This is a genomic window from Verrucomicrobiota bacterium (genome assembly GCA_027622555.1).
In the GTDB taxonomy this organism is placed as follows: domain Bacteria; phylum Verrucomicrobiota; class Verrucomicrobiia; order Opitutales; family UBA2995; genus UBA2995.
Genome location: JAQBYJ010000094.1, coordinates 1 through 20,682 on the forward strand (window position 1 = coordinate 1; position 20,682 = coordinate 20,682).

Here is a 20,682-nt window from a genome sequence, read left to right on the forward strand (position 1 = left end):
CCACTTCATCCCTTCGACCAAATTGGGTTCGGGTGTTTCAATGAGCAAATGGTAGTGGTTGCCCATCAGACACCAGGCATGCAACCTCCAGCCCTTGGCTTTACAGCTCAGACCGAGGCACTCCAAAAAACTATGACGCGCTCCAGCGGTTTCGAAAATCCAAGATCGATAGTTACCTCGGTTGATCACGTGATAAAAGGCGCCCGCGTATTGAATTCTAAGTTTTCGAGCCATGGTTGGTCAAAGCACTGAATCTTACTCACCGAGTCAACCATTAATCATGATTAATTGGACTGACCCCTGCTATGCTGCTATGGCTGAGTCTCATCAAACCAGGTATTTAAAAAGCCAATGGTGGTAACCGATTTTTGCGACTTGTGACTGCGAATATGGGCCATCTGTGCACTGACCAATGGATTCGGTTTATATCCGAGTTCTTGAGCGATCTTTTGAATCCTCGATCGCGTTTGCTCCAGAAGCTTCGGGCTATTTCTCAGCGCAAGTGAAACCGTTGATTTTGCTACACCTGCCTTCTTGGCAATGAATTCGATTGTAGGAGACTCAGACATAATAAGCTTCTCTAGAATAATGTCTGCGAGAAGAAAGGAGACTACCGAACATTTAATGGCAAATCCCGATAATTTGCGTCTAAGTCGGGACTGTCAATCAAAGCGTATTGACAGTCCTCGTTGGCGACCAATTCGGAACCATTCAGGAATAGATTGAATCCTGAAAGTTCTAATCAAATGATTATTATTTGAACGGAATTGGAGAACACCCCAAATACGTTTCCCCTAACTCCTCGATTATTTTCTGAGCAGCCAGAGAATCAAGGCTACTTTAGCCACTGAACCCCAACAGGTTCCATCTTTTTATTCAATTTTATCTCACGAATTCAGGATAGTCTTTTCCTTCGGAATTCTCTTATAGTAATTTTGACAAACTAAGTTAAGGTAGCAGAATCCATTTCACCTCAAACATATTATGAGTATCGATCCAATATCCCGTCGCAGATTTATTAAAACAACCGGAGCTGCAGGAGTGGCTTCATTGCTGGCAAACGTTCCCCGCGTATATGGCAATCATCATCAGGAAAAAATTCGTGTCGGCCTGATCGGCTTGGGAGGTCGTGGTTGTGGAGCCGGCATCACTGACTGTGCTAACGCAGACCAGAATATCGAGCTCGTGGCCATGGGTGATCTATTCAAAGATCACCTCGACCAGGCCAAGGATAAGATCAAGGCCAGCTTCGCACGCCGGGAACTGCCCTTCGATCAAATCTACAAGGTCAAAAAGGAGAACATGTTCCACGGCTTCGATGCTTACAAGAAGGTCATCGCGAGCGACGTGGATCTCATCATATTAACCACACCGCCTGTATTCCGCCCTCTCCATTTCAGAGCGGCTGTTGAAGCGGGCAAACACTGTTTCATTGAGAAGCCGGTTGCGGTAGATCCAGCAGGCGTGAAGCACATTATTGAAACCTCCAAGCTGGCTGAGAAAAAAGGCCTGACTGTAGTAGCCGGTACTCAGATGCGCCGGGGAAGACATTTTCAAGCACTGGTTGAACAAGTCCGTAGCGGTGCGATGGGTGATATCATGAGCGGCCAGTCCACCCGCCTGGGTGGAGCCCTCTCTGATTGGCGGGAAAGCGAAGCCGTCCGAAGACCTGAATGGTCCGACATGGAGTGGCAACTACGCCGCTGGCTGTTTTGCACCTGGTCGTCCGGAGACTTCATCGTGGAACAACATGTTCACAACCTGGACATCGTTGACTGGATCATGGGCGGACACCCCGTCCAAGTTATTGGCACCGGTGGTCGTCAGTCACGAACCGGTCCCGCCTACCCGAATGTATGGGACAATATTTCCATTGAATACGAATATCCGAACGGCGCACGTGTTACCCACCTGGGTGCACAAATGGACGGCATTAGCGGTCGCAACGATTTGGTCATGTTTGGAACAAAAGGCCAACTGAAGTCGAGTTTCGCAAATGCAACGATCTCTGGAAAGACCAACTGGGAATATAACGGACCTACTCCAAATCCAGCTGTCGTCGAATACGCAGATACGCTGGACTCCATTCGTAACAGTAAGGCTATCAACGAGGGTGAGCGCATAGCACAAAGCACTATGACCGCCATACTTGGTCGGATGGCCGCTTACTCAGGTCGTGCCCTTAAATGGGAGTGGGCGATGAACGCATCGAAGCTTGATCTGACTCCGAAAGAATGGAAGTTTGGAGACTATCCTTTAGCTGAAGTGGCCATCCCGGGCGTCACCAAGTTAGTTTAAAAAACAAAATAATCGTTCTTCATCCATGTCAGTATCCCGACGAAAATTCGTGAAGACTGCCGCTACGACTACAGCGGTGTTGTCTTTTCCAATGATAATTCCTCGCCACGTTTTAGGCGGCGCCAATTTTGTGGCACCCAGTGAAAAGGTTAACGTAGGCATCGTTGGTTGCGGAGGACAGGGGCAACACAATATGCGCCAGCTACTCCAGTTGGACGATGTACAGGTAACAGCTATTGCTGATCCGGCGGAATACTGGAATCTCAACTCCTTTTACTATCGCGATATAGCAGGCCGCGGTCCTGTCAAAGACGAGATTGAAGAGCACTATCAGAAAAAGACTCCCAACTTCAAAGTGGGCGAATACGTCGACTTCCGGGAGATGCTGGAGAAGGAAACGTCACTCGATGCGATCCTCTGCGCAACTCCTGACCACACGCACGCCTTTGTAGCTTCCAATGCCATGCGCGCTGGAAAGCATGTTTACGTTGAAAAACCCATGGCGCACAACCTCTGGGAAAACTGTAAGCTTGCGGAGATCGCCAAAGAGACCGGCGTAGCCACCCAAATGGGTAACATGGGACACAGTTCGGAAGGAATTCGCCAAGTAGTAGAACTCCTGAAAGCCGGAGCTATTGGAGACGTTACTCAAGCGCACTCCTGGTGCCACGCAACCCGCTGGACCAATGGACTTCACGATATGCCTTTGGGCAGTACCATTCCTCAACCCAATTTCGATTGGGACCTGTGGTTGGGACCAAGGGAATCCATCCCTTACCATGAAGACTATACGCCGGTAAAATGGCGCGACTTCTGGCGTTTTGGCTGCGGCGCGATCGGTGACTTCGCCTGTCATGATATGGACGCCACCGTATGGGCCTACGATCTGAAGATACCCGAAACGGTTCAGATTTATCCTATCGGCCAGAGCAACGAGGAGATCGCTCCGCACGGAGAACTCGGCTACTTCGATTTTAAGGCCAATGGAAAACAAAAAGATATGAAGATCACCTGGTATGCAGGTTCTGGTCGTCCAGCTCATCATGAGTCATTCCCCGATAATTTCGAACTGTCCAAACGCGGCCTTCTCTTTGAAGGCAGTAAGGGAACCATCCAATGTGATGGTGCAGGTGGAAGCCCACGGATCTTCCCGCAGGAACTGCGTGGCTCAATCGACAAACCCAAGAAATCGATTCGAAGAGTCAGTGGTCACCACAGTGATTGGATCGAAGCCATCAAGGGTGGACCGGCCTCCAGTGCTAACTTTGAGTATTCCGCACGCCTGACTGAAATCGCACTATTGGGTGTGTTGTCCGTTCGCATGGGTGGCGCCAAAATAAAGTGGGACGCCAAGAATATGAAGGCGATTGGACTACCGGACGCTGACAGGTTTATCAAAGAGCCGGTTCGAAAAGGCTGGGAAGTGGTTTAGAGCTGGTTCAGCTTTTATAGGCAGGCGGTTTTGAATATTTACCTGGTACCGGCTCCCGGAGATCGCCCGATTATTGATTTCCACGCCCGCATGCAGGAGGTGTCGATCTCCGCTCCGATTTACAGAACGTAAACGCCCGTATCGAGTATATCGGTCTCGTTACCTTCGGCCCCATTCGTTACCCTGCCATTTTCCAGCTTGCACAAAGTCCTGGGCACGACCCTGAATCGAAACCTCATTAAATACTATCAAACAACCAGGTCTTCCACTTTTTTGGTTCCTTCTCGGTAAAGGAATTGGACTAATCTGCTCTCATCCCACTCGATTGAAACAAAGTGGAAGAATGATCAGAAACCCCGGAGGGTTTCTAGATGGTATTTTCTGACTGTATTCTTGAAAGTTCAGAAGCCATTCAATTTGATTGCCTTCAACCTTCTCCTTTTGCCTGCAAAACTTAAAGTCCAATTACTCGGAGAATTTGTTCTCTCACTAGATGAATCTCCGTATCCAGCGATCGACACGGTTCGTCTGAGAACGCTCCTTGCATTCCTCCTCATGAAGCGGGGCACGCCGCTTTCGCGGTCACGGCTCGCTTATCAGTTCTGGCCGGAATCCACCGAGAAGCAGGCACTCACAAATTTCCGTCACTTGTTGCACGAGTTACGTAAGGCTTTACCGGATGCAGACTCTCTCATCGAAGCGAATACGAAGACGATCGAATGGAAATCAGAGGTAGAGCTGGACGTCGATTTGTTCGAGGAGGCAGATTCTTCGGCGCGCATCGCTTGTAAGCGAGGGGATCTTCCGGTTGCGACCGCACGATTTGAAAGAGCAATCGAACTCTACCGGGGCGACTTGTTGCCCGGTCACTATGATGACTGGGTGGAAGAGGAGCGGGAAGATTTGCGTCAGCGGTACGGGTTGGCGTTGCAATCTGCAGTAGACTGTCATGAGGGTAACCGCAACTACACTGAGGCAATTAGGTATTGTGAGAAGCAGCGACAGTTCGAACCAACACAAGAGAAAACCTACCGAGCATTGATGCGACTGTATTCGCTTAGTGGCGACCGAGCAAAGGCACTGAAGGTGTTTCGGGATTGTGAAACGGTCTTACGTAAGGAGCTCGATGTATCGACGAGCGAGCGCACGAACGAGCAACATCGCAAGTTGCTTAAAGAGGAACCGCTGGAGTCTGAAAGTAACTCGCAAGCAGGCTCCGTTGCTGAACCTGAGCTCCCTTTGCAAGGACGGCAAGCAGAGTGGAAACAGCTTAGAGACGCCTGGAAGATTGCGCTATCGGGTCAGGCACATTTGATCGTTTTGATCGGAGAGGCTGGAATTGGAAAATCCCGCTTGGCGGAAGAGCTTTACGTATCGCTCGCTCGACAGGGTGTGGCAACCTGCCGAACTCGGTCCTACTCAGCGGAAGGACGGCTTGCATACGCTCCTGTTTGCCAATGGATGCGTTCGGCAGAGCTGTATCCTGCACTGGCAAAACTCGAACCCGTTTGGCTCTCAGAGGTCGCCCGCGTAATGCCGGAGCTTCGTGCGAAGTTCCCAGATCTTCCGGATTCGTCCACTGAGCAGGGGAATTCGCAGCGGCATCTTCTGTTCGAAGCCCTGTCGCGGGCGATCCTTGCCAAGGACGAGCCGGTGATGCTCCTGCTCGACGACATGCAATGGACGGATCAGGAATCGCTTGAGTGGTTACGCTTTTTACTACGTTTCGCTCCTGCGGGAAAACTTCTCATCACGGGTACGATTCGCGAAGAGGAGCTGACACAGGATCATCCGTTGCAACACATGATGAGGGAATTGAGTCGGGATGGCCAGTTGAGCCAAATCCAGCTTGGCCCGATTTCGGCAGAGGAGGCAGCCTTGATCGCCTCAGGAGTCGCGGGACACGAACTTAGCTCTCGCGAGATTGCCCGGCTCTATGAGACGACCGAAGGGAATCCGCTTTTCGTGGTCGAAAGTGTGCGTGCGGGTCTGCGAAATCGCTTGGATCATTCGCTCGACTCGAAAGGAGCACTGGAGTTTTCGGCGACCTTACCACAGAAAGTGCACGCTGTCTTCACGACGCGCTTGGCCCAGTTATCTCATGAGGCTCTGGAGCTTTCACGAATCGCAGCGGTATTTGGACGAGCGTTCACAATCGAGATGCTGGTCGATGTAAGCGGAAAGTCCGAGGACGAGACCATTGCTTTGCTCGACGAGCTTTGGGAAAAACGAATCATCCGCGAGCAAGAGGCGGGGATGTATGACTTTACCCACGACAAACTGCGGGAGGTGACTTACAAGCAGATCAGTACGCCAAAACGCCGTTTACTACACCGGAAGTCTTCCGATGTTTTGGAGACATTTTTCGAAACGAATCTTGATACGGTGATGGCTCAACTCGCATCGCATTACGAGGAAGCGGGTCAGGTCAGCAAAGCGATCGAAGCCTACCGGAAAGCCGGACACTCGGCAAAAGAGTTGCATGCCACGAGAGAGGCTATACGTCTTTTCGAAAAAGCTTTGGGGCTTCTGAGCCGCCTACCCTCGACCATGGAAAACCTGGAAAAGGAGCTCGATTTCTGCACTGCCTTGGGCGTTTGCCATGTAGCAGAGTATGGCTACCAGGCCCCGGGTGTTCAGCGCGTATACGAGCGTTCGCAGGAACTTTGTTCGCTCTTGAACCGGCCCACGTCGGCTCCGGTTCTACGCGCTTTGGCCCTCTACAATCTGGTATTTGGAAATTTGCACGAGACTTTGGAATTAGCCGGGAAGCTGGGCACCTATTACAAAGATAATCAGGACGAGATTCTAAATGTGGAGTCAGAATACGTCCTTGGAGTGGCAACCTTTTGGCTTGGACGATTTCTGGAAAGCCGGGAACACCTCGAAAGATCAATCGAACGCTATGACTCGTCCTTGAGTCCTATCCATATAGCTCAGTACGCTCAGGATCCCAAAGCTATTTGTCTTTGTCGCCTCGGCTGGAGTCTGGTTTTTCTTGGGCAACTGGATCGTGGGGCTGCGTATGTCGCTGAAGCAATCGCACTTGCCCGTTCCCTGGATCATCCACACACAGAAGGTTACGTGCTGAGCTTTAGCGGACAGGTTTGCTTGAGCATCGGGGACCTTGAACTGACGAAGCAATGCGTAGAGAAATTCAAGGTACTTAGCATCGAGCACCAACTCTCGTTTTGGGAAACACGCTGCGAAATGATGCAAGGCTACCTACAGGTTCTGCAAGAGGATGGTCGTGAGGGACTGGTTCGAATGCGGAAGAATTTCGACCTCTGCGTAGAGCGGAACCATACGATTAGCCTCTCCTCTTTTTTGGTTCTTATGGCTCAAGCCTATCAGCACCTGGGAGAACCCGAACAGGGAGTCAGTATAATAGATACACTGGAAGGCACATTGACAAAAAGTGATGAGACTTTCTTCGACGCTGAATTGCTTCGGGTTCGTGGTGAACTATTGCTTGCCTGCGGTAAATCGAACAGTGAGGTGAACGAGCTTTACAAGCAGGCGTTGAACATTGCTCGCAAGCAAGAGAGCTTGTTACTTGAATTGCGAGCGGCACTGAGTCTGGCGAAGCTCTGAAAGGGATCCGATAGATCCAACGAGAGCAGAAGGCAGCTCGAGGAGGTATACGGCAGATTCAGCGAAGGCTTTGAAAGCCAGGATTTAAAAGCGGCGAACCGTTTTCTCGAAGATTAAACGCCCACGGAACGGTAATTCTAGGATTTTCGGAGTTTTTTTTCGAAAAGAACGGTCCACGGAACGCTTAGCAAACGCTTTGCTGCTAGAATGCTAACTTAACTCCAACCAACCCCTTCTCAACATACATAAAACAATAAAAGATAATGCATATCTCAAAATCAGATGTTCCCGTTAAACTCGATGTTCCCGGAGCAATCGCTCGCCAGGTCCTTAACTTCGGTGACGCCACTGGTTATGGAAAGATCGCCGGCGAATATTTCTCGCTCAGCGCGGGTACCGACATTGCGCCTCTGCTACAAGGATTGGAGAACGATCTTTGCCAGTCCCCACACTGGGGCTATATGATAGAAGGCGAAGTTACGATCACCTATACCGATGGAGCGGAAGAAATCATTTCTGGCGGCGACCTCTTTTATTGGCCTCCTGGCCACACGGTAAAAGTCGGAGTAGATGCGGAAGTCATCCTGTTCAGCCCCGAAGCCGATCACTGTGCCGTAATGAATCACATGCACGCCAAGCTCACTGGAGAAAAGTAATATTTAAAAACAAGAATTAATCCATAACACTTAAATCATGACAACACCCACCCAACCTAATTTCGACACATTGAAAGCCTCCGTGCGCGGAGAAATCGTATTTCCTGATTCGTCTAACTTCGATGAAGTCCGCGCCATTTGGAATGGCATGATCAGTCGCCGCCCATCGGTCATCGTTCGCTGCAGTGGAGTCGCCGACGTGAAAGCCTGTCTCGCGTTTGCCAAGGAGACGGGGATGGAAATCTCTGTCCGCGGTGCGGGGCATAATATCGCTGGAACTGCAATCGCCGACAATCGACTTATGGTCGATCTATCAGCTTTACGAGCTGTATCCGTGAATCCTGACACGAATACCGTGACAGCCGGTCCGGGGACGATGCTTGGTGATATCGACCACGAGACCAAGGAATTCGGACTGGCGGTGCCGACGGGAATCAATTCCACCACTGGCATTAGCGGTCTTGCTCTTGGAGGCGGTATCGGCTGGATGACGCGAAAGCACGGTATGACTTCGGATAACTTGCTCTCAGTGCAGATCGTAACGGCTGGCGGAGATGTTCTGGAAGCCAGCGAGACGGAAAACTCCGATCTGTTTTGGGCTTTGCGAGGTGGCGGAGGCAACTTCGGCATCGTCACACGCTGGACCTTTCAAGCTCACCCCATGAGTATGGTAACCGCGGGTTTAATCGTCTTTCCAGCCGAGGAGCGAATGACCGTGCTTCAGAAATACCGTGAATATGCACCAACCTTGCCACTGGGTACGGCGGTTTGGGTTGTATTGCGCAAAGCTCCTCCCTTGCCATTTCTCCTGGAAGAAGTCCACGGGCAGGATGTCCTGGTACTGGCACTTTGTCATAACGGCGATGCCGCCGAAGGCCAGGGATTCGTGGATACATTAAAATCCTTCGGAAATCCTGTAGGCGTGCACGCTGGCGAGATGCCCTTTGCCGGTTGGCAACAGGCATTTGATCCGTTGCTTACCGAGGGGGCTCGCAACTACTGGAAGTCACACAACTTTACTGATTTGTCTGATCCCTTTCTCGACACCATGATCGAATATGCGTCCGCCTTGCCGCATCCAGAGTGCGAGATCTTCTTCGCCCATATTGAAGGTGTATGCGGTTCGATGGCTCCAGAGGCTACCGCCTATAGCCACAGGCATACCAAATACGTGGTGAACATGCACGGCCGGTGGCGGGAAGAAGGGGACGATGAATTCTGTATCCAGTGGGCTCGAGATCTCTTTGCCGCGACCAAGCCGTTCGCAGCGCCCGGAGTCTATATCAATTTCATGACAAGTGAAGAAACGGATCGCATCAAAGATGGTTTTGGCCCGAACTATGATCGTCTACTTGCGATAAAGTCCAAGTACGACCCGGACAATGTGTTTAATCTGAATCAGAATATAGTCCCTCCCGAAAAATGATTGGTTAGGGAAATAACCGATTAATACATTAAAGAGTCGGTTCGCAAGGGCTGGGAAGTGGAATAGATCACCTACCAACAAGTCTGAGTTGCATTCTGATCCTGTTTAGGGAGGATAGATAAGCCCTAAATTATGAAAACAACTCGAAGAAACTTTCTTAAATCAGCAACCCTTGCTGGAGCCGCTTCAGCAACCCTACCCCTGGCATCTTGCAGTTCAAAGTCAGGCGCAGCTAAAACCGACTATTCCGTTCTCGATGCCGTACTCAAACAACCGGTGCTGAAGCGGGAGTTGTTCCCCGACCCGGTAATCATCGAAAGCCTCGAACTGCTTCGCGACCGGGACAACTGCATCTGCCGGGTGCGCTCGAAAGATGGCGCGGAGGGTGTTTCCATCGGGCATCCGTTTATTGCCAAGTCAAGTTGGCCGGCGTTTATGCACAATTTGCATCAATATTTTGCCGGCAAGGATGCGCGCGACCTGGATCAACTTATCTACAACGCCCACGAGCATAATATTAAAAGGCAAGGCATTCCACTCTGCGTGCAGATTGCCTCCATCGAATTCGCCATCCTCGACATGCTAGGCAACATCGCCAACAGGCCGGCCGGACTATTGATAGGCGACTTAACGACTCCGGATATCTCCATCTACCTGGGCACACGCCTGGGAGACCTGCGTCTCAAAGAACCGGAAGTCTCTCTCGAGCTCGTCAAACAGGACTGGGAAGAAACCAAGGCCAAGGCTATAAAAATCCGCGCCGGACGTGGTGACAATCTGGGCGTGAACAACGAAAACGCCCCGGGCCGTACCGAAAAGCTTATCCGCATGGCCCGGGAGCTGTTTGGAGACGACATGGTCCTCATGATCGACGGCAATGGGACCTACGATGTGAAGGAAGCCATCCGTATTGGAAAGATACTCGAAGAGTATAATTACTATTTCTACGAAGAACCGATCCCCTGGGATTGGTACGAAGAACAAAAACAGGTGGAACAGGCACTGAGTATTCCCATGGCCGGAGGCGAGGAGGAGTTTGGCGTGCATGCCTTCCGTTACCTGATCGGTAACGAAGTTTTCCAGATCGTGCAACCTGACCTGTTTTACTACGGAGGCATGATTCGCACCATGCAAGTGGCCCGCATGGCCGAAGCTGCCGGGCTCAAGATTACACCCCACATTTCGGGAGGTGGTCTGGGTTATGTCTACATGCTGCAAATGGTGTCTGTCTGCCCCGCCGCCTCCGAATATCACGAATTCAAGATGTTCCACACTCGAGATGCCAACGGCACCACCGTTCCGGTTGAAAGCAAAGCAGAACCCTTTGAAAGTATCGATGGATTCATCAAAGTCCCAATGGGCGCGGGCCTCGGCGTCAACATCGACCCCGACTATATCAAGACGCATACTCTGGTCACATAATGGACGATACCTGTGATTTCCATACTTGAGGCCAAGTTGTGAGCATCTAGTAATTTCAAGGCTTACAATGATTTTGAGTATCTTTGCAGACTGATCAGAATGTCATCCGCGATTTCGGCATAGCTCATTTTGTTCAAGGGAAGTGGGTGAACTACCTGGGCAAACATGTTTCCGAATATGCGAAATACGCCAGGTAGCTTTAAGATTGTAGCGAGTTTTTCCTGCAGAAGGCAGAAGAAACGAGAGCAGATTTATTCGAGACTTTTCCGAGGAATGCCGAGACCCAGCTTGGCACAATAACATAATGTCGCGAATAAATTTGCTCCAACAAAAGAATTATCTAAAAAACGCGTAATGATCAAACGTCCCATTATATCTTGTATCTCATTGTTCCTATTCGCTTTCTTTCCACATTTCGCCTTCGCAGAAGTACCCGACGGTGTCTGGGTTCGTGATGGCTTCGAATTAACGGTTGCCGAAGATACGATCAAGAAGCCTCGATTTATGGCATTGGATACCGATGGAACCTTGTATGTGAGTGTGATTGCCGAAGGAAAAATCCTCGCCTGCAAGGATCTAGATGGCGACGGAAAGTATGAATCCATAACACCCTTCATCGAAGGCAAGGACGCAAATACAAGACTCCAAGGCATTCAGTTACACAACGGTTGGTTGTATTTTTCGCAGTTGAATGCGATTTCACGCGCCAAAGATACAGATGCCGACGGCAAGGCAGACCTGGAGGAAGAAATCTTAGGCGAGGATGATCTACCTACTGGCAAGCCCACGGGTCACCGATGGCGCGCACTGCTCATCCATAAGGGTCGTATATACACTCATGTGGGCGATCAAACCAATGCCACTGATGAACCTATCGATGCCTCCGAACGTAAGAAAATCTGGTCGTTCAAATTGAATGGGAGTGACAAAAAACTGTTCGCATCAGGAATACGGAATTCCGAGAAACTGGTAGTTCGCCCCGGAACCGACGAAATCTGGGGTGTCGATCACGATATCGACCAAATGGCATGGGGAATGGAGGGCGAAAACCACGCGACGGAAGGACAGCCGATCACCGACCATAATCCTCCGGCCGAGTTGAATCATTATCAGGAAGGTAAGTTTTATGGACATCCATGGGTGGTAGGAAAGAACATGCCCAACCTCATGTTTATCGATCATCCCAAGCTGATGGACTACGCAAGAATGGCAACGATTCCAGAGTGGACGATGGCAGCTCACAGCTCAGCCAACTCTCTTACCTTTTATCGCGGAAACAAAATTCCTGGCGCGCATGGCGACGCCTTTGTCGCCCAAAAAGGAGGCTGGAATGCTACCGAAAAAGTCGGCTACCGCTTGGCACGCATCCTCTTCGAAGACGGAAAACCCTATGGTGAACAAGCTATGGTAAGTTTCTTGAAAGGGGACGAAGTCCTGGGCCGCCCAGTCGACTGCGTTCAGGCCCCCGATGGTTCTCTTCTTTTCAGCGATGATACGGGAAATAAAGTGTATCGACTGCGATGGGTGGGAAAGAAGTAGAAAAACTTACTCGCCCTCTTACTCGTCCTCATACTCTTGCTTTGGGTTAAGGGTGTCAATGTTCAGTGCTACAAAAGATGCCAAGCTGGGGCTTGGCATTCCCGGGAAATCGCAGCTAAAGCAGCTCCTACAAATTAGGAACTTCGTGTAAACAGGTTCGGCTGCCTCGCCGCGGCGACCGATAATCTTTCGACAAATTTCCGGACAGCTTGGCAATCTGTCCCTACCCTGGTCAGTTACTCTTCCAACAATGGTAACCGGTACAACGCTGCTTCCAGGTGATTGCGGAGCAAAAGGTATTCACCGACCAACGCAGGCGGATTCCAACTCTTTCCTTCCAGCGCTTCAAAAGAAGCTAGGACTCGTGGCTCTTCCGGAATGGGTTCGATCAAGAGAACTTCGCCCCGTTCAGTAGTGAGAAGCATCAGGTTATCGACTAAAATGTTTTGCCCATGCCCATACCGGCCTTTTTTCCAGGTCCTTCGACCTTTCTCAACATCGATACAGGTTAGCATGCCGTCATCCAATCCATACACATACCCATCTTTAAAGAAGTAGTTGTTAAATTTGGCCTTCAGGTGAAGGGTTCGCCAGACCCGCTCAACCGATTGTTCGCCATCAGCGTTGTTCGAAATCTGTATAAGCTCAGCGCCTTTGCCATAACCGCTGGAGAGCAGTATCCGATCTCCAGGTGCCAGGATTGGCACGGCCACATGAGGCTGGCCTTTTGTTTCCCAGGGATATTCCCACAAGACGGTTCCATCGCTTACATCGTGCGCGAACAAAGCCGAATTGTTGAAAGCCAAAATCTGAATCTTTCCGGCAACTTCATATACAACCGGTGAGCTCCAATGTACTTTATCACTTCCCCCACTCCACACAAAACCACCTGTTTGTTTATCATAAGCGACCAGTGAGTGACCATTCCTTCCACCAACCGATAGAATCACGAGATTCTCATAAATGAGAGGCGATCCAGCCATACCCCACTCCGGAAGAGAGGCTCCGTGTTTCTCCAATACGTTAAAACTCCAAATTGGATCACCCTTTACAAGATCCAGGCACATAAAGTCGCCCACCGCTCCCAGTACGTAAACTCGATCCTCCTCAATAGTCGGAGTCGCTCGTGGACCAACCCCTCCAATGGGATTATTAAAAAAAGCAGGATATCGATGCTCCCAAATCTTCTCCCCTGTCAGTAATTCATAACAAACGACTAGCTCTTCTTCGCCATCCTGCTCTTGAGTGATCGCACGATTACCCACTACGGAAAATCCGGACCAGGCTTCACCAATCGGTTGTTTCCAAATCATTTCGGGAGGATGAGATCCCCAATCAGGATCGAGTTTAATTCCATTTACTTTGGTGTCCCGGGTAGGCCCAAGAAACTGAGGATAACTACCTATTAATTCCTGAGTTGAATCGGCTACACCAACCGCAATTTTTTCCTCAGCACCCGACCACCGGAATTTCACAATCGGAATCAAATCTCCGTAAACACCTTCGACACGAAAGGTTGCGGCGAAGACTAAAAGCAATCCAACGACAACCCCAAGCCCCTTCAACCGCACCTTCCATGGCAACCGCGACAAAGCGAGTAGCCACATCATCGATAAGCCGCCGGAAGCCACCATAATAGCAATAGACGACATAACCTGCACCTGCCGATTGTTCTGGTTCGTGAGTGCAAAATAGATCCAGACACCGAACGCAAGAATCCAAATAACAACGAGAGGCCACCAACGGGTTGGATAAGATTTTGTTCGGCTCATAATTCAAAGAAATTGCGGTAATATTTTGAGCTTTGCATATTCGGCATTGAGCAACTGGAGTAAATCATTTTCACAAAACTGCCCACAAAAGTTTGATGATAAGGGCAAATTTCACGCTTCTGTAACATCAAATTTATTGACACTGATGAAGCAACTATCACGATGTCGTTAACATGGTCGGTGGTAGCAGATTTATAAAAAAAGTATCCCAATGCACATCGGGGCTACAGGGAAAAAGTATCACCTTACTCTTGGTCCTTGAACTACTCCTGGCTCAGTTCGCGATTGCCAGTCCACAGTTGCATGGTTGGTTACACGGTATCGGCGATTGTGAGCGCCACCAATGTTGCTCTTCAACTGAAAATCAATCGGATCCTGTAACAGGCGACGATCACGTTTGCACAATAGCCATGCTTGCAGATGGGATTTTTCAAGATACTGAACCGCTCCGCTGGAGTACCTTTGAAGTCGTTGAAACGGTTGAAGCTCAAACGGATTATTTAGAGGAAGCGCCTCCGATAGCCAAGCACGCCGCGCGAAGTCCTCCGAATCACTTCAGGTAACGTATAATTGCCCCTGCCAACTTAGGCTATGTCGGAATATTTACCGTCATGCATTGGCATGTGATTCACACTTTAATTCTGAAGATAAACAGGCTATGTCCCTGTAATAAAACTGTGCAACAGTATCGTAAAACAATTATTTTTCTTAGCATTTTTGCGTCCCCACTTTCCATATTCGCTCAACCAGACGGGCCCAACAATGAGATTTTTGATCTTCAACAAGTCAATATCACCGCCAGTCCCTTTGCTCTGCGTCAGCAGGATGTGGTGGTTCCGAACAGTTATGTCGCTACCGCCGAACTCCGGCGTAGCCGTCAATCTTCACTCGGCGCGACCCTCGACGGCCAACCAGGTATTCACAGCTCCAGCTATGCGCCGGGCGCTGGCCGTCCGATCATCCGGGGTTTCGACGGCGATCGGGTAAGCATCCTACAAAACGGTACCGACACCTTTGATGTATCGTTCACCAGTCCTGATCACGGAGTAGCGGTAGAACCACTCATGATTAACAAAATCGAAGTGGTGCGTGGACCTGCCTCGCTGCTCTACGGAAACGCAGCCATCGGTGGCGTGGTTAACGTAATCGATAAATCCCTACCACGCGAAGCACTAGAGGGTATCACTGGCGAAGCGGAGTTTAAATACGGTTTCGTATCCGAAGAGAAGTCAGGTGGCGTTTCTGTCCAGGGTGGTCAAGGTGGATTCGCCTGGAGCCTCAACTACTTCAAACGCAAGTCGGTGGATTATGACATTCCCGGCTACGCAGAATCCGCTTTCCTGCGGGCGTCGGAGAATGAGGAAGAACACGAAAATGAAATCTTCGGCTCGCTCGAAAACAGCTTTGCCGAATCCGAAACCGTCGCGGTGGGAGCAGGATGGTTTAGCGAATCCACAGGCTATAGTTTCTCCTACACCCAACTCGATTCCTTCTACGGAGTACCCGGCCACTCACACAGCCACGGTCATGAGGAAGAACATGACGAAGCCGTAGATCATGAAGAGGAAAGGGAGAAAGAAGAAGGGAGTGTCGCGATCGATCTTAAAAACCGACGTTCTGCGTTGCGAATTGAATGGGCCGAACTCGGAGGTTTTTTCAAATCGGTCGAACTCGACGCGGGTTACGGTGACTACCAACACACCGAACTGGAAGGGGAGCCTGACGATCGGGAAATCGGCACCATTTTTAAACGAGACGGGTTTGATCTTCGCTTATCTGGCATTCATCGCCCAATAGGCGATTGGTCGGGAGCTCTGGGCCTCGCTGTTAAAAATGAATCCTTCGCAGCCATAGGGGAGGAGGCGTTTATCCCAAGCAACGAGAAGCACGACTACGCCCTTTTTACCGTGGAACGACTCGAAACCCTTTGGGGCGCCCTGGAATTCGGCGGACGCATCGGGCACCAGAAGCTCGATCCCACTGAAGAACCCCTCAACAATGCGGATGAGACGACCTACAATTTTTCAGCTGGAGTGCTTCGAAGATTCGAAGACAACAGTACATTCGCTACGAATCTTTCATTCAATGAACGGGCACCCAATGCCGCTGAGCTATATGCCTTCGGACCCCACATTGGATCAGGATCCTTCGAGATAGGTAATCCGGACTTAGGGAAAGAACAGTCCTTGAGCATCGATATGTCATGGAGAAAATCCTTCGGCTACCTAACCGGAGAGTTCACCCTCTTCTACTCCGACTTTCAGGACTACATTTTCATGGAGCACGTCGATCATGAGATATTCGAAAACCTATATCCCGACGCCGAAAATGGGGGTCTCGACATTCTCAAGGCAGAAGCGGTAGATGCCGATATCCACGGCTATGAGTTCGACCTACGCATTCACATCGTGGATACGCCCGAGCAACGCTTTCATTTCGATATCACCATCGACCAGACGCGCGCTACAAATACAACCGAAGGCAGCAATCTCCCCCGTATTCCGACACGCCGGATTGGCGGTCGCTTCGGCTACGAGGCAGGCTCCTGGTCACTTGGACTGGGCACACGATATCACGCCAGGGCCAGCCACTTAGCCTTCGAAGAAACCCCCACTGATAGTTACACTCTGATATTCGCCGACATCACTTACCAGGTTGACTTCGGGGAAAGCGCCATCGAGTTATTTGCCGTTGGCCGAAATCTATCGAACGAAGAAGCCCGACCCCACACTTCCTTTGTTAAAGATTTGGTACCCCTCCCAGGTCGCAGCGTAGAGTTAGGCATTCGGATCTTCTTTTGACATTGCCACACAACAACCCTCTTCACGCGTACAATGGCAGCCGTAATCCCTTTTTCTTTAGCTCCGGTTGAAACACTCAGAATTACATACATCAGCATCCCGGTAATGTCGATTTCGAGGACAAAGGGCTGCCAAGCGGACCCCGCTGGCAACGTAGCACCCAGTGGGCTATTTCCCAGGAATAAAAGTCTTAGAGTTACGCTAGCTAGAATGGCTCCGATAAACTACTCCCAATATAATGAAGCACCTCGCATCCATTCATGCGCCGAGCAATGAAAAAGCCAATTGTCACTGCGGGATTCAGATGCGCGCCGGAAACGAAATCTAAGATATCATCTGATTTGTTACTTTGACGCCGAAAATGCTTTGGCCACTACGAGAAATCCAACAACACTTTCAACGCGTTATCCGATCGATCGACGTAGGTTTCATACGCCTTCTGAACTTGATCCAGTTTGAAAGTATGTGTGAGCAAAGGCTTCACATCCACCTCACCAGAAGCAATCTGCCGTGAGGCTTCAACAAAGTCCTTTTCATAATAGGCTCCGACCGAGTTGTGAAGCGACACGTTCTTATAGAACAACTTCCCGGCAGGGTAATGATCCATATAGGTATGGTCGGTAACACCAAATTGCATGACGTGTCCGTCGTGAGCAACCAGATCGACCGCAAGATCGATGGACAATTCATGATGCCCGGCCGCTTCTAACACAATATCCGCTCCAGCACCTTCAGTCAGCTGCTTAACCTTTTCGCGGGTATCCTCTATTGAGCTATCAATAACATCCGTGGCACCCATCTGCCTACCCACTTCCGTTCGGTAAGCGAGATTATCGATACCAATGATCTGACGGGCTCCGAGGTTTCTTAACACACTGTTCATCATGAGGCCAATGGGGCCTTGGCCAATCACCACAACTGATTTTCCGCTAATATCAGGAAGTTTCCGGAATCCAAAAAGGATGGTTCCAAGCGGCTGACTCATGAGCACCTCTTGTTTGGATACAGGTCCGCTTGGCATGGGATATATGCGTTCTTCCGGCAGGGTCAGGTATTCAAAAAAACCGCGCTGCATCACCGGTACACCTAGAACAAAGTCACCTACCTTAAAACGGGATGATCGACTCTCCGTAACCGTTCCGACGCACTCATGAAGTGACAAACCGATTGGCATTGGATAAATGGAATCCTGTTCATAATCGATGTAATGGGTAATGCATTGTTTACCCTCTCTTTTGAGTTTTTCAAAATCGTAATTGAACAATGGAGAATCCGATCCACAAAGACAGGATGCTTCTATTTTGAAACGGACCTCGTTCTCACCCATCTCGGGTAATGGAACATCAATCAATTCAACTTTCCGTGGACCTACAAAACGACCTGCTTTCATAATCAAAAACAATCGCCTCTGCCTAACTTGAGTCAATGACCTTCAATCACCAACCTTGACTTGGTTGCCATCTTGGAGGACAAAAATTCCGTGGATATCCTTCGTATTAAACAAACCAGTTTCCTCATCAGCATCACTTGTATACTCTTGGGATGCGGGGAGCAGAGAGAAAAACAGAATACAGATTGGCCGGTTTATCTCGGAGACAATTCCTCAAGCCAGTACTCCTCGCTGGACCAAATAAATAAAGGCAATATACAGGACCTGGAAGTGGCTTGGACCTTTAGTATGAGGGAGCGACCAGCATCCAATGGAAACCAGTTGGAGTGTAATCCGTTGATAATAGATAGCACCCTATACGGAACGAACGCCTTGCTGATGGTATTTGCCCTCAATGCAGCCACGGGAGAAGAACGTTGGCGCTTCGATCCGTTTGAAGAGCGGGCACGTAATGGCCAGGTCAACCGCTCAGGCGTAAATCGAGGACTCACCTATTGGACCGATGGCAGGGAGGAGCGTATCCTCTACGTATCAGAAAATTACCTGTATGCCATCAATGCAGAGTCGGGCAAGCTGATCGAGTCATTCGGCGATGCCGGACGTATTGATCTCAAGAAAGGACTCGGCCGAGATATCGAGACGCTCAGCTACACTTCCACTTCCCCTGGAATCATTTTTAAGGATCTATATATTATGGGGAGCCGCGTGTCCCCATCGTACCCCTCAGCTCCGGGGCATATTCGTGCGTTTAATGTTAAGACGGGTGAACAGGCCTGGCGTTTCAACACCATCCCTCATCCGGGTGAATTTGGCTACGACACCTGGCCGCCTGAAGCGTATAAAACATCTGGTGGTAGCAACTTGTGGACCGGTCTTTCCCTCGATGAGGAACGTGGACTGGTCTACTGCCCTACCGGGTCGCCCACCTTCGATTACTATGGAGGCGATCGCATCGGTGCCAATTTATTCGCCAACACCTTGCTTTGCCTCGACGCAAAAACAGGTAAACGCGTCTGGCATTACCAAATCGTCCATCACGATCTTTTGGACTACGATCTGCCATCTCCTCCAAATCTTTTTACCGTAAAGCGTAACGGAGAAGAGATTCCTGCCGTCTCTCAACTGACAAAGCACGGATACATTTTCGTATTCAATCGCGTAACAGGCGAACCGCTATTCCCCATCGAGGAGGCACCGGTTCCTCGCTCTCAAATGCCCGGCGAAGTCGACTGGCCCACCCAACCCAAACCAACCAAACCAGCTCCGTTTGTTCGAGAACAAATGACCGTTGATGAAATCACGGACATCTCACCGGAGTCGCACTCGGAAATCCTGATTAAATACAGTACGGTGCTTCCACACGTTCCGTGGATGCCACCGAGCGAAAAAACCGATACCATAGTTTTACCAGGTATGTGGGGAGGAGCTGAATGGGGCGGCGGAGCAATGGACCCGAAAGGTGTGCTCTATTTCAATTCCAATGAAACGCCAGCGATGTTGACGATGATCACCCTCTCCGAAAGAGCGTCGGTCGGCGAAAACCTTTATAAACAAAATTGCATCGCCTGCCATGGGATTGACCTGACGGGTGGAAACGCCTTTGGCCAACTCGTACCAACTATGATTGGGATCAGTGAACGCATGAGCTCGAACGATATTAAGGATAAAATAATCCAGGGAAGCGCAGCCATGCCTCCCTTTCGACATCTGCCTGGAAAGGACCTGTACCAATTAATCCGTTACATCGAGTCACCGGATGTTTCGACCGACGATGAATCGGATAATCAGCAAAGCACAAGTTCTCCCATTCCTTACACGCATACCGGAAATTCCATGTGGCTTGATTCGAAAGGATATCCCGCTATCAAACCTCCGTGGGGAACCATGAACGCCGTCGATCTCAATACCGGAGAATACCTCTGGCAAAAGACGTTTGGCGAATACCCGGAACTCCTCGAACGAGGCCTGCCGCCGACTGGCAGGCATAGCTGGGGTGGTCCCATCGTTACTGCTGGAGGAATCGTGTTGATTGCTGCAAACCTCGATGGCTACTTCCGCGGTTACGATCAGGAAACCGGCGAGGAGATCTGGAAGAGGAAACTCCCGGTCCCCGGATTTGCGACCCCGTCAACCTACATGGTAAATGGCAAACAATACGTAGTCATTGCCTGTGGTGGCGGAAGGGGACAACCGATGGCGGATGTGTTTGTTGCGTTTGCTTTGCCCTGAGGAAGGTTTGTATATCAAAGTCAGGGGCGGGAACCTGTTCCCTCTTTTCTTCCCCTAGCCCGACTTGGCCGATTGGGGGCTGATTTGTACGTAAGTCGTTGATTTATCGTCAAAGGTCTCCAC

14 protein-coding genes are annotated in these 20,682 nt (G+C 50.1%); 10 read left to right on the top strand and 4 right to left on the bottom strand.

The window, feature by feature from the left end; all coding sequences use genetic code 11:
• Together O3C43_19325 and O3C43_19330 are read right to left on the bottom strand one after the other, a co-directional pair.
• The coding region (locus tag O3C43_19325) for a transposase (protein ID MDA1068642.1) at positions 1-234 on the bottom strand (234 nt) is incomplete at its 3' end.
• Positions 235-311: 77 nt separating this feature from the next.
• Positions 312-569 carry a LacI family DNA-binding transcriptional regulator gene (locus O3C43_19330; protein ID MDA1068643.1) on the bottom strand — a complete coding sequence of 86 codons (258 nt, stop codon included), beginning with the start codon at positions 567-569 and terminating at the stop codon, positions 312-314.
• 415 nt (positions 570-984) lie between these two features.
• Here O3C43_19330 and O3C43_19335 point away from each other — a divergent pair, with 415 nt between their 5' ends.
• From O3C43_19335 to O3C43_19365, 7 genes are all read left to right on the top strand, one after another.
• Positions 985-2,298: a Gfo/Idh/MocA family oxidoreductase gene (locus O3C43_19335; protein MDA1068644.1), complete on the top strand. Its 1,314-nt coding sequence runs from the start codon at positions 985-987 to the stop codon at positions 2,296-2,298.
• Positions 2,299-2,323: 25 nt separating this feature from the next.
• On the top strand, positions 2,324-3,730 hold the full coding sequence (locus O3C43_19340; protein MDA1068645.1) for a Gfo/Idh/MocA family oxidoreductase: 1,407 nt from the start codon (positions 2,324-2,326) through the stop codon (positions 3,728-3,730).
• 441 nt (positions 3,731-4,171) lie between these two features.
• Positions 4,172-7,324: a BTAD domain-containing putative transcriptional regulator gene (locus O3C43_19345; GenBank protein ID MDA1068646.1), complete on the top strand. Its 3,153-nt coding sequence runs from the start codon at positions 4,172-4,174 to the stop codon at positions 7,322-7,324.
• A 263-nt stretch (positions 7,325-7,587) separates the two neighbouring features.
• On the top strand, positions 7,588-7,980 hold the full coding sequence (locus O3C43_19350) for a cupin domain-containing protein (protein MDA1068647.1): 393 nt from the start codon (positions 7,588-7,590) through the stop codon (positions 7,978-7,980).
• A 37-nt stretch (positions 7,981-8,017) separates the two neighbouring features.
• Complete coding sequence (locus tag O3C43_19355) at positions 8,018-9,406, top strand: FAD-binding oxidoreductase (protein MDA1068648.1); 1,389 nt, start codon at positions 8,018-8,020, stop codon at positions 9,404-9,406.
• A 132-nt stretch (positions 9,407-9,538) separates the two neighbouring features.
• Complete coding sequence (locus O3C43_19360) at positions 9,539-10,828, top strand: twin-arginine translocation signal domain-containing protein (GenBank protein MDA1068649.1); 1,290 nt, start codon at positions 9,539-9,541, stop codon at positions 10,826-10,828.
• A 354-nt stretch (positions 10,829-11,182) separates the two neighbouring features.
• A complete protein-coding gene (locus tag O3C43_19365; GenBank protein ID MDA1068650.1) occupies positions 11,183-12,367 on the top strand; it encodes a PQQ-dependent sugar dehydrogenase in 1,185 nt (394 codons plus the stop codon).
• Positions 12,368-12,603: 236 nt separating this feature from the next.
• Here O3C43_19365 and O3C43_19370 read toward each other — a convergent pair whose 3' ends face one another.
• Positions 12,604-14,139, bottom strand: a complete 1,536-nt coding sequence (locus O3C43_19370) for a PQQ-like beta-propeller repeat protein (GenBank protein MDA1068651.1) — start codon at positions 14,137-14,139, stop codon at positions 12,604-12,606.
• 251 nt (positions 14,140-14,390) lie between these two features.
• On the opposite strand from O3C43_19370, the gene O3C43_19375 reads away from it, so the two are divergent.
• Positions 14,391-14,702 carry a hypothetical protein gene (locus O3C43_19375; GenBank protein ID MDA1068652.1) on the top strand — a complete coding sequence of 104 codons (312 nt, stop codon included), beginning with the start codon at positions 14,391-14,393 and terminating at the stop codon, positions 14,700-14,702.
• 114 nt (positions 14,703-14,816) lie between these two features.
• Positions 14,817-16,940, top strand: coding sequence for a TonB-dependent receptor (locus O3C43_19380; GenBank protein ID MDA1068653.1), 2,124 nt, complete (start codon positions 14,817-14,819; stop codon positions 16,938-16,940).
• A 373-nt stretch (positions 16,941-17,313) separates the two neighbouring features.
• Here the strand turns inward: O3C43_19380 and O3C43_19385 are convergent, their stop codons facing one another.
• The gene (locus O3C43_19385) at positions 17,314-18,330 is read right to left on the bottom strand and encodes a zinc-binding dehydrogenase (GenBank protein MDA1068654.1); all 1,017 of its coding nucleotides are present in this window, start codon (positions 18,328-18,330) and stop codon (positions 17,314-17,316) included.
• Positions 18,331-18,390: 60 nt separating this feature from the next.
• Between O3C43_19385 and O3C43_19390 the strand changes: the two genes are divergently transcribed.
• Entirely contained in the window at positions 18,391-20,559 is a 2,169-nt protein-coding gene (locus O3C43_19390; GenBank protein MDA1068655.1) for a PQQ-binding-like beta-propeller repeat protein, read from the top strand.
• Positions 20,560-20,682: the final 123 nt, after the last annotated feature.

Bases quoted from the DNA above. Each gene is read 5' to 3' on its own strand.
- O3C43_19330 (MDA1068643.1), bottom strand. From the start codon at position 569: ATGTCTGAGTCTCCTACAATCGAATTCATTGCCAAGAAGGCAGGTGTA.
- O3C43_19335 (MDA1068644.1), top strand. From the start codon at position 985: ATGAGTATCGATCCAATATCCCGTCGCAGATTTATTAAAACAACCGGA.
- O3C43_19340 (MDA1068645.1), top strand. From the start codon at position 2,324: ATGTCAGTATCCCGACGAAAATTCGTGAAGACTGCCGCTACGACTACA.
- O3C43_19350 (MDA1068647.1), top strand. From the start codon at position 7,588: ATGCATATCTCAAAATCAGATGTTCCCGTTAAACTCGATGTTCCCGGA.
- O3C43_19355 (MDA1068648.1), top strand. From the start codon at position 8,018: ATGACAACACCCACCCAACCTAATTTCGACACATTGAAAGCCTCCGTG.
- O3C43_19360 (MDA1068649.1), top strand. From the start codon at position 9,539: ATGAAAACAACTCGAAGAAACTTTCTTAAATCAGCAACCCTTGCTGGA.
- O3C43_19365 (MDA1068650.1), top strand. From the start codon at position 11,183: ATGATCAAACGTCCCATTATATCTTGTATCTCATTGTTCCTATTCGCT.
- O3C43_19370 (MDA1068651.1), bottom strand. From the start codon at position 14,139: ATGAGCCGAACAAAATCTTATCCAACCCGTTGGTGGCCTCTCGTTGTT.
- O3C43_19385 (MDA1068654.1), bottom strand. From the start codon at position 18,330: ATGAAAGCAGGTCGTTTTGTAGGTCCACGGAAAGTTGAATTGATTGAT.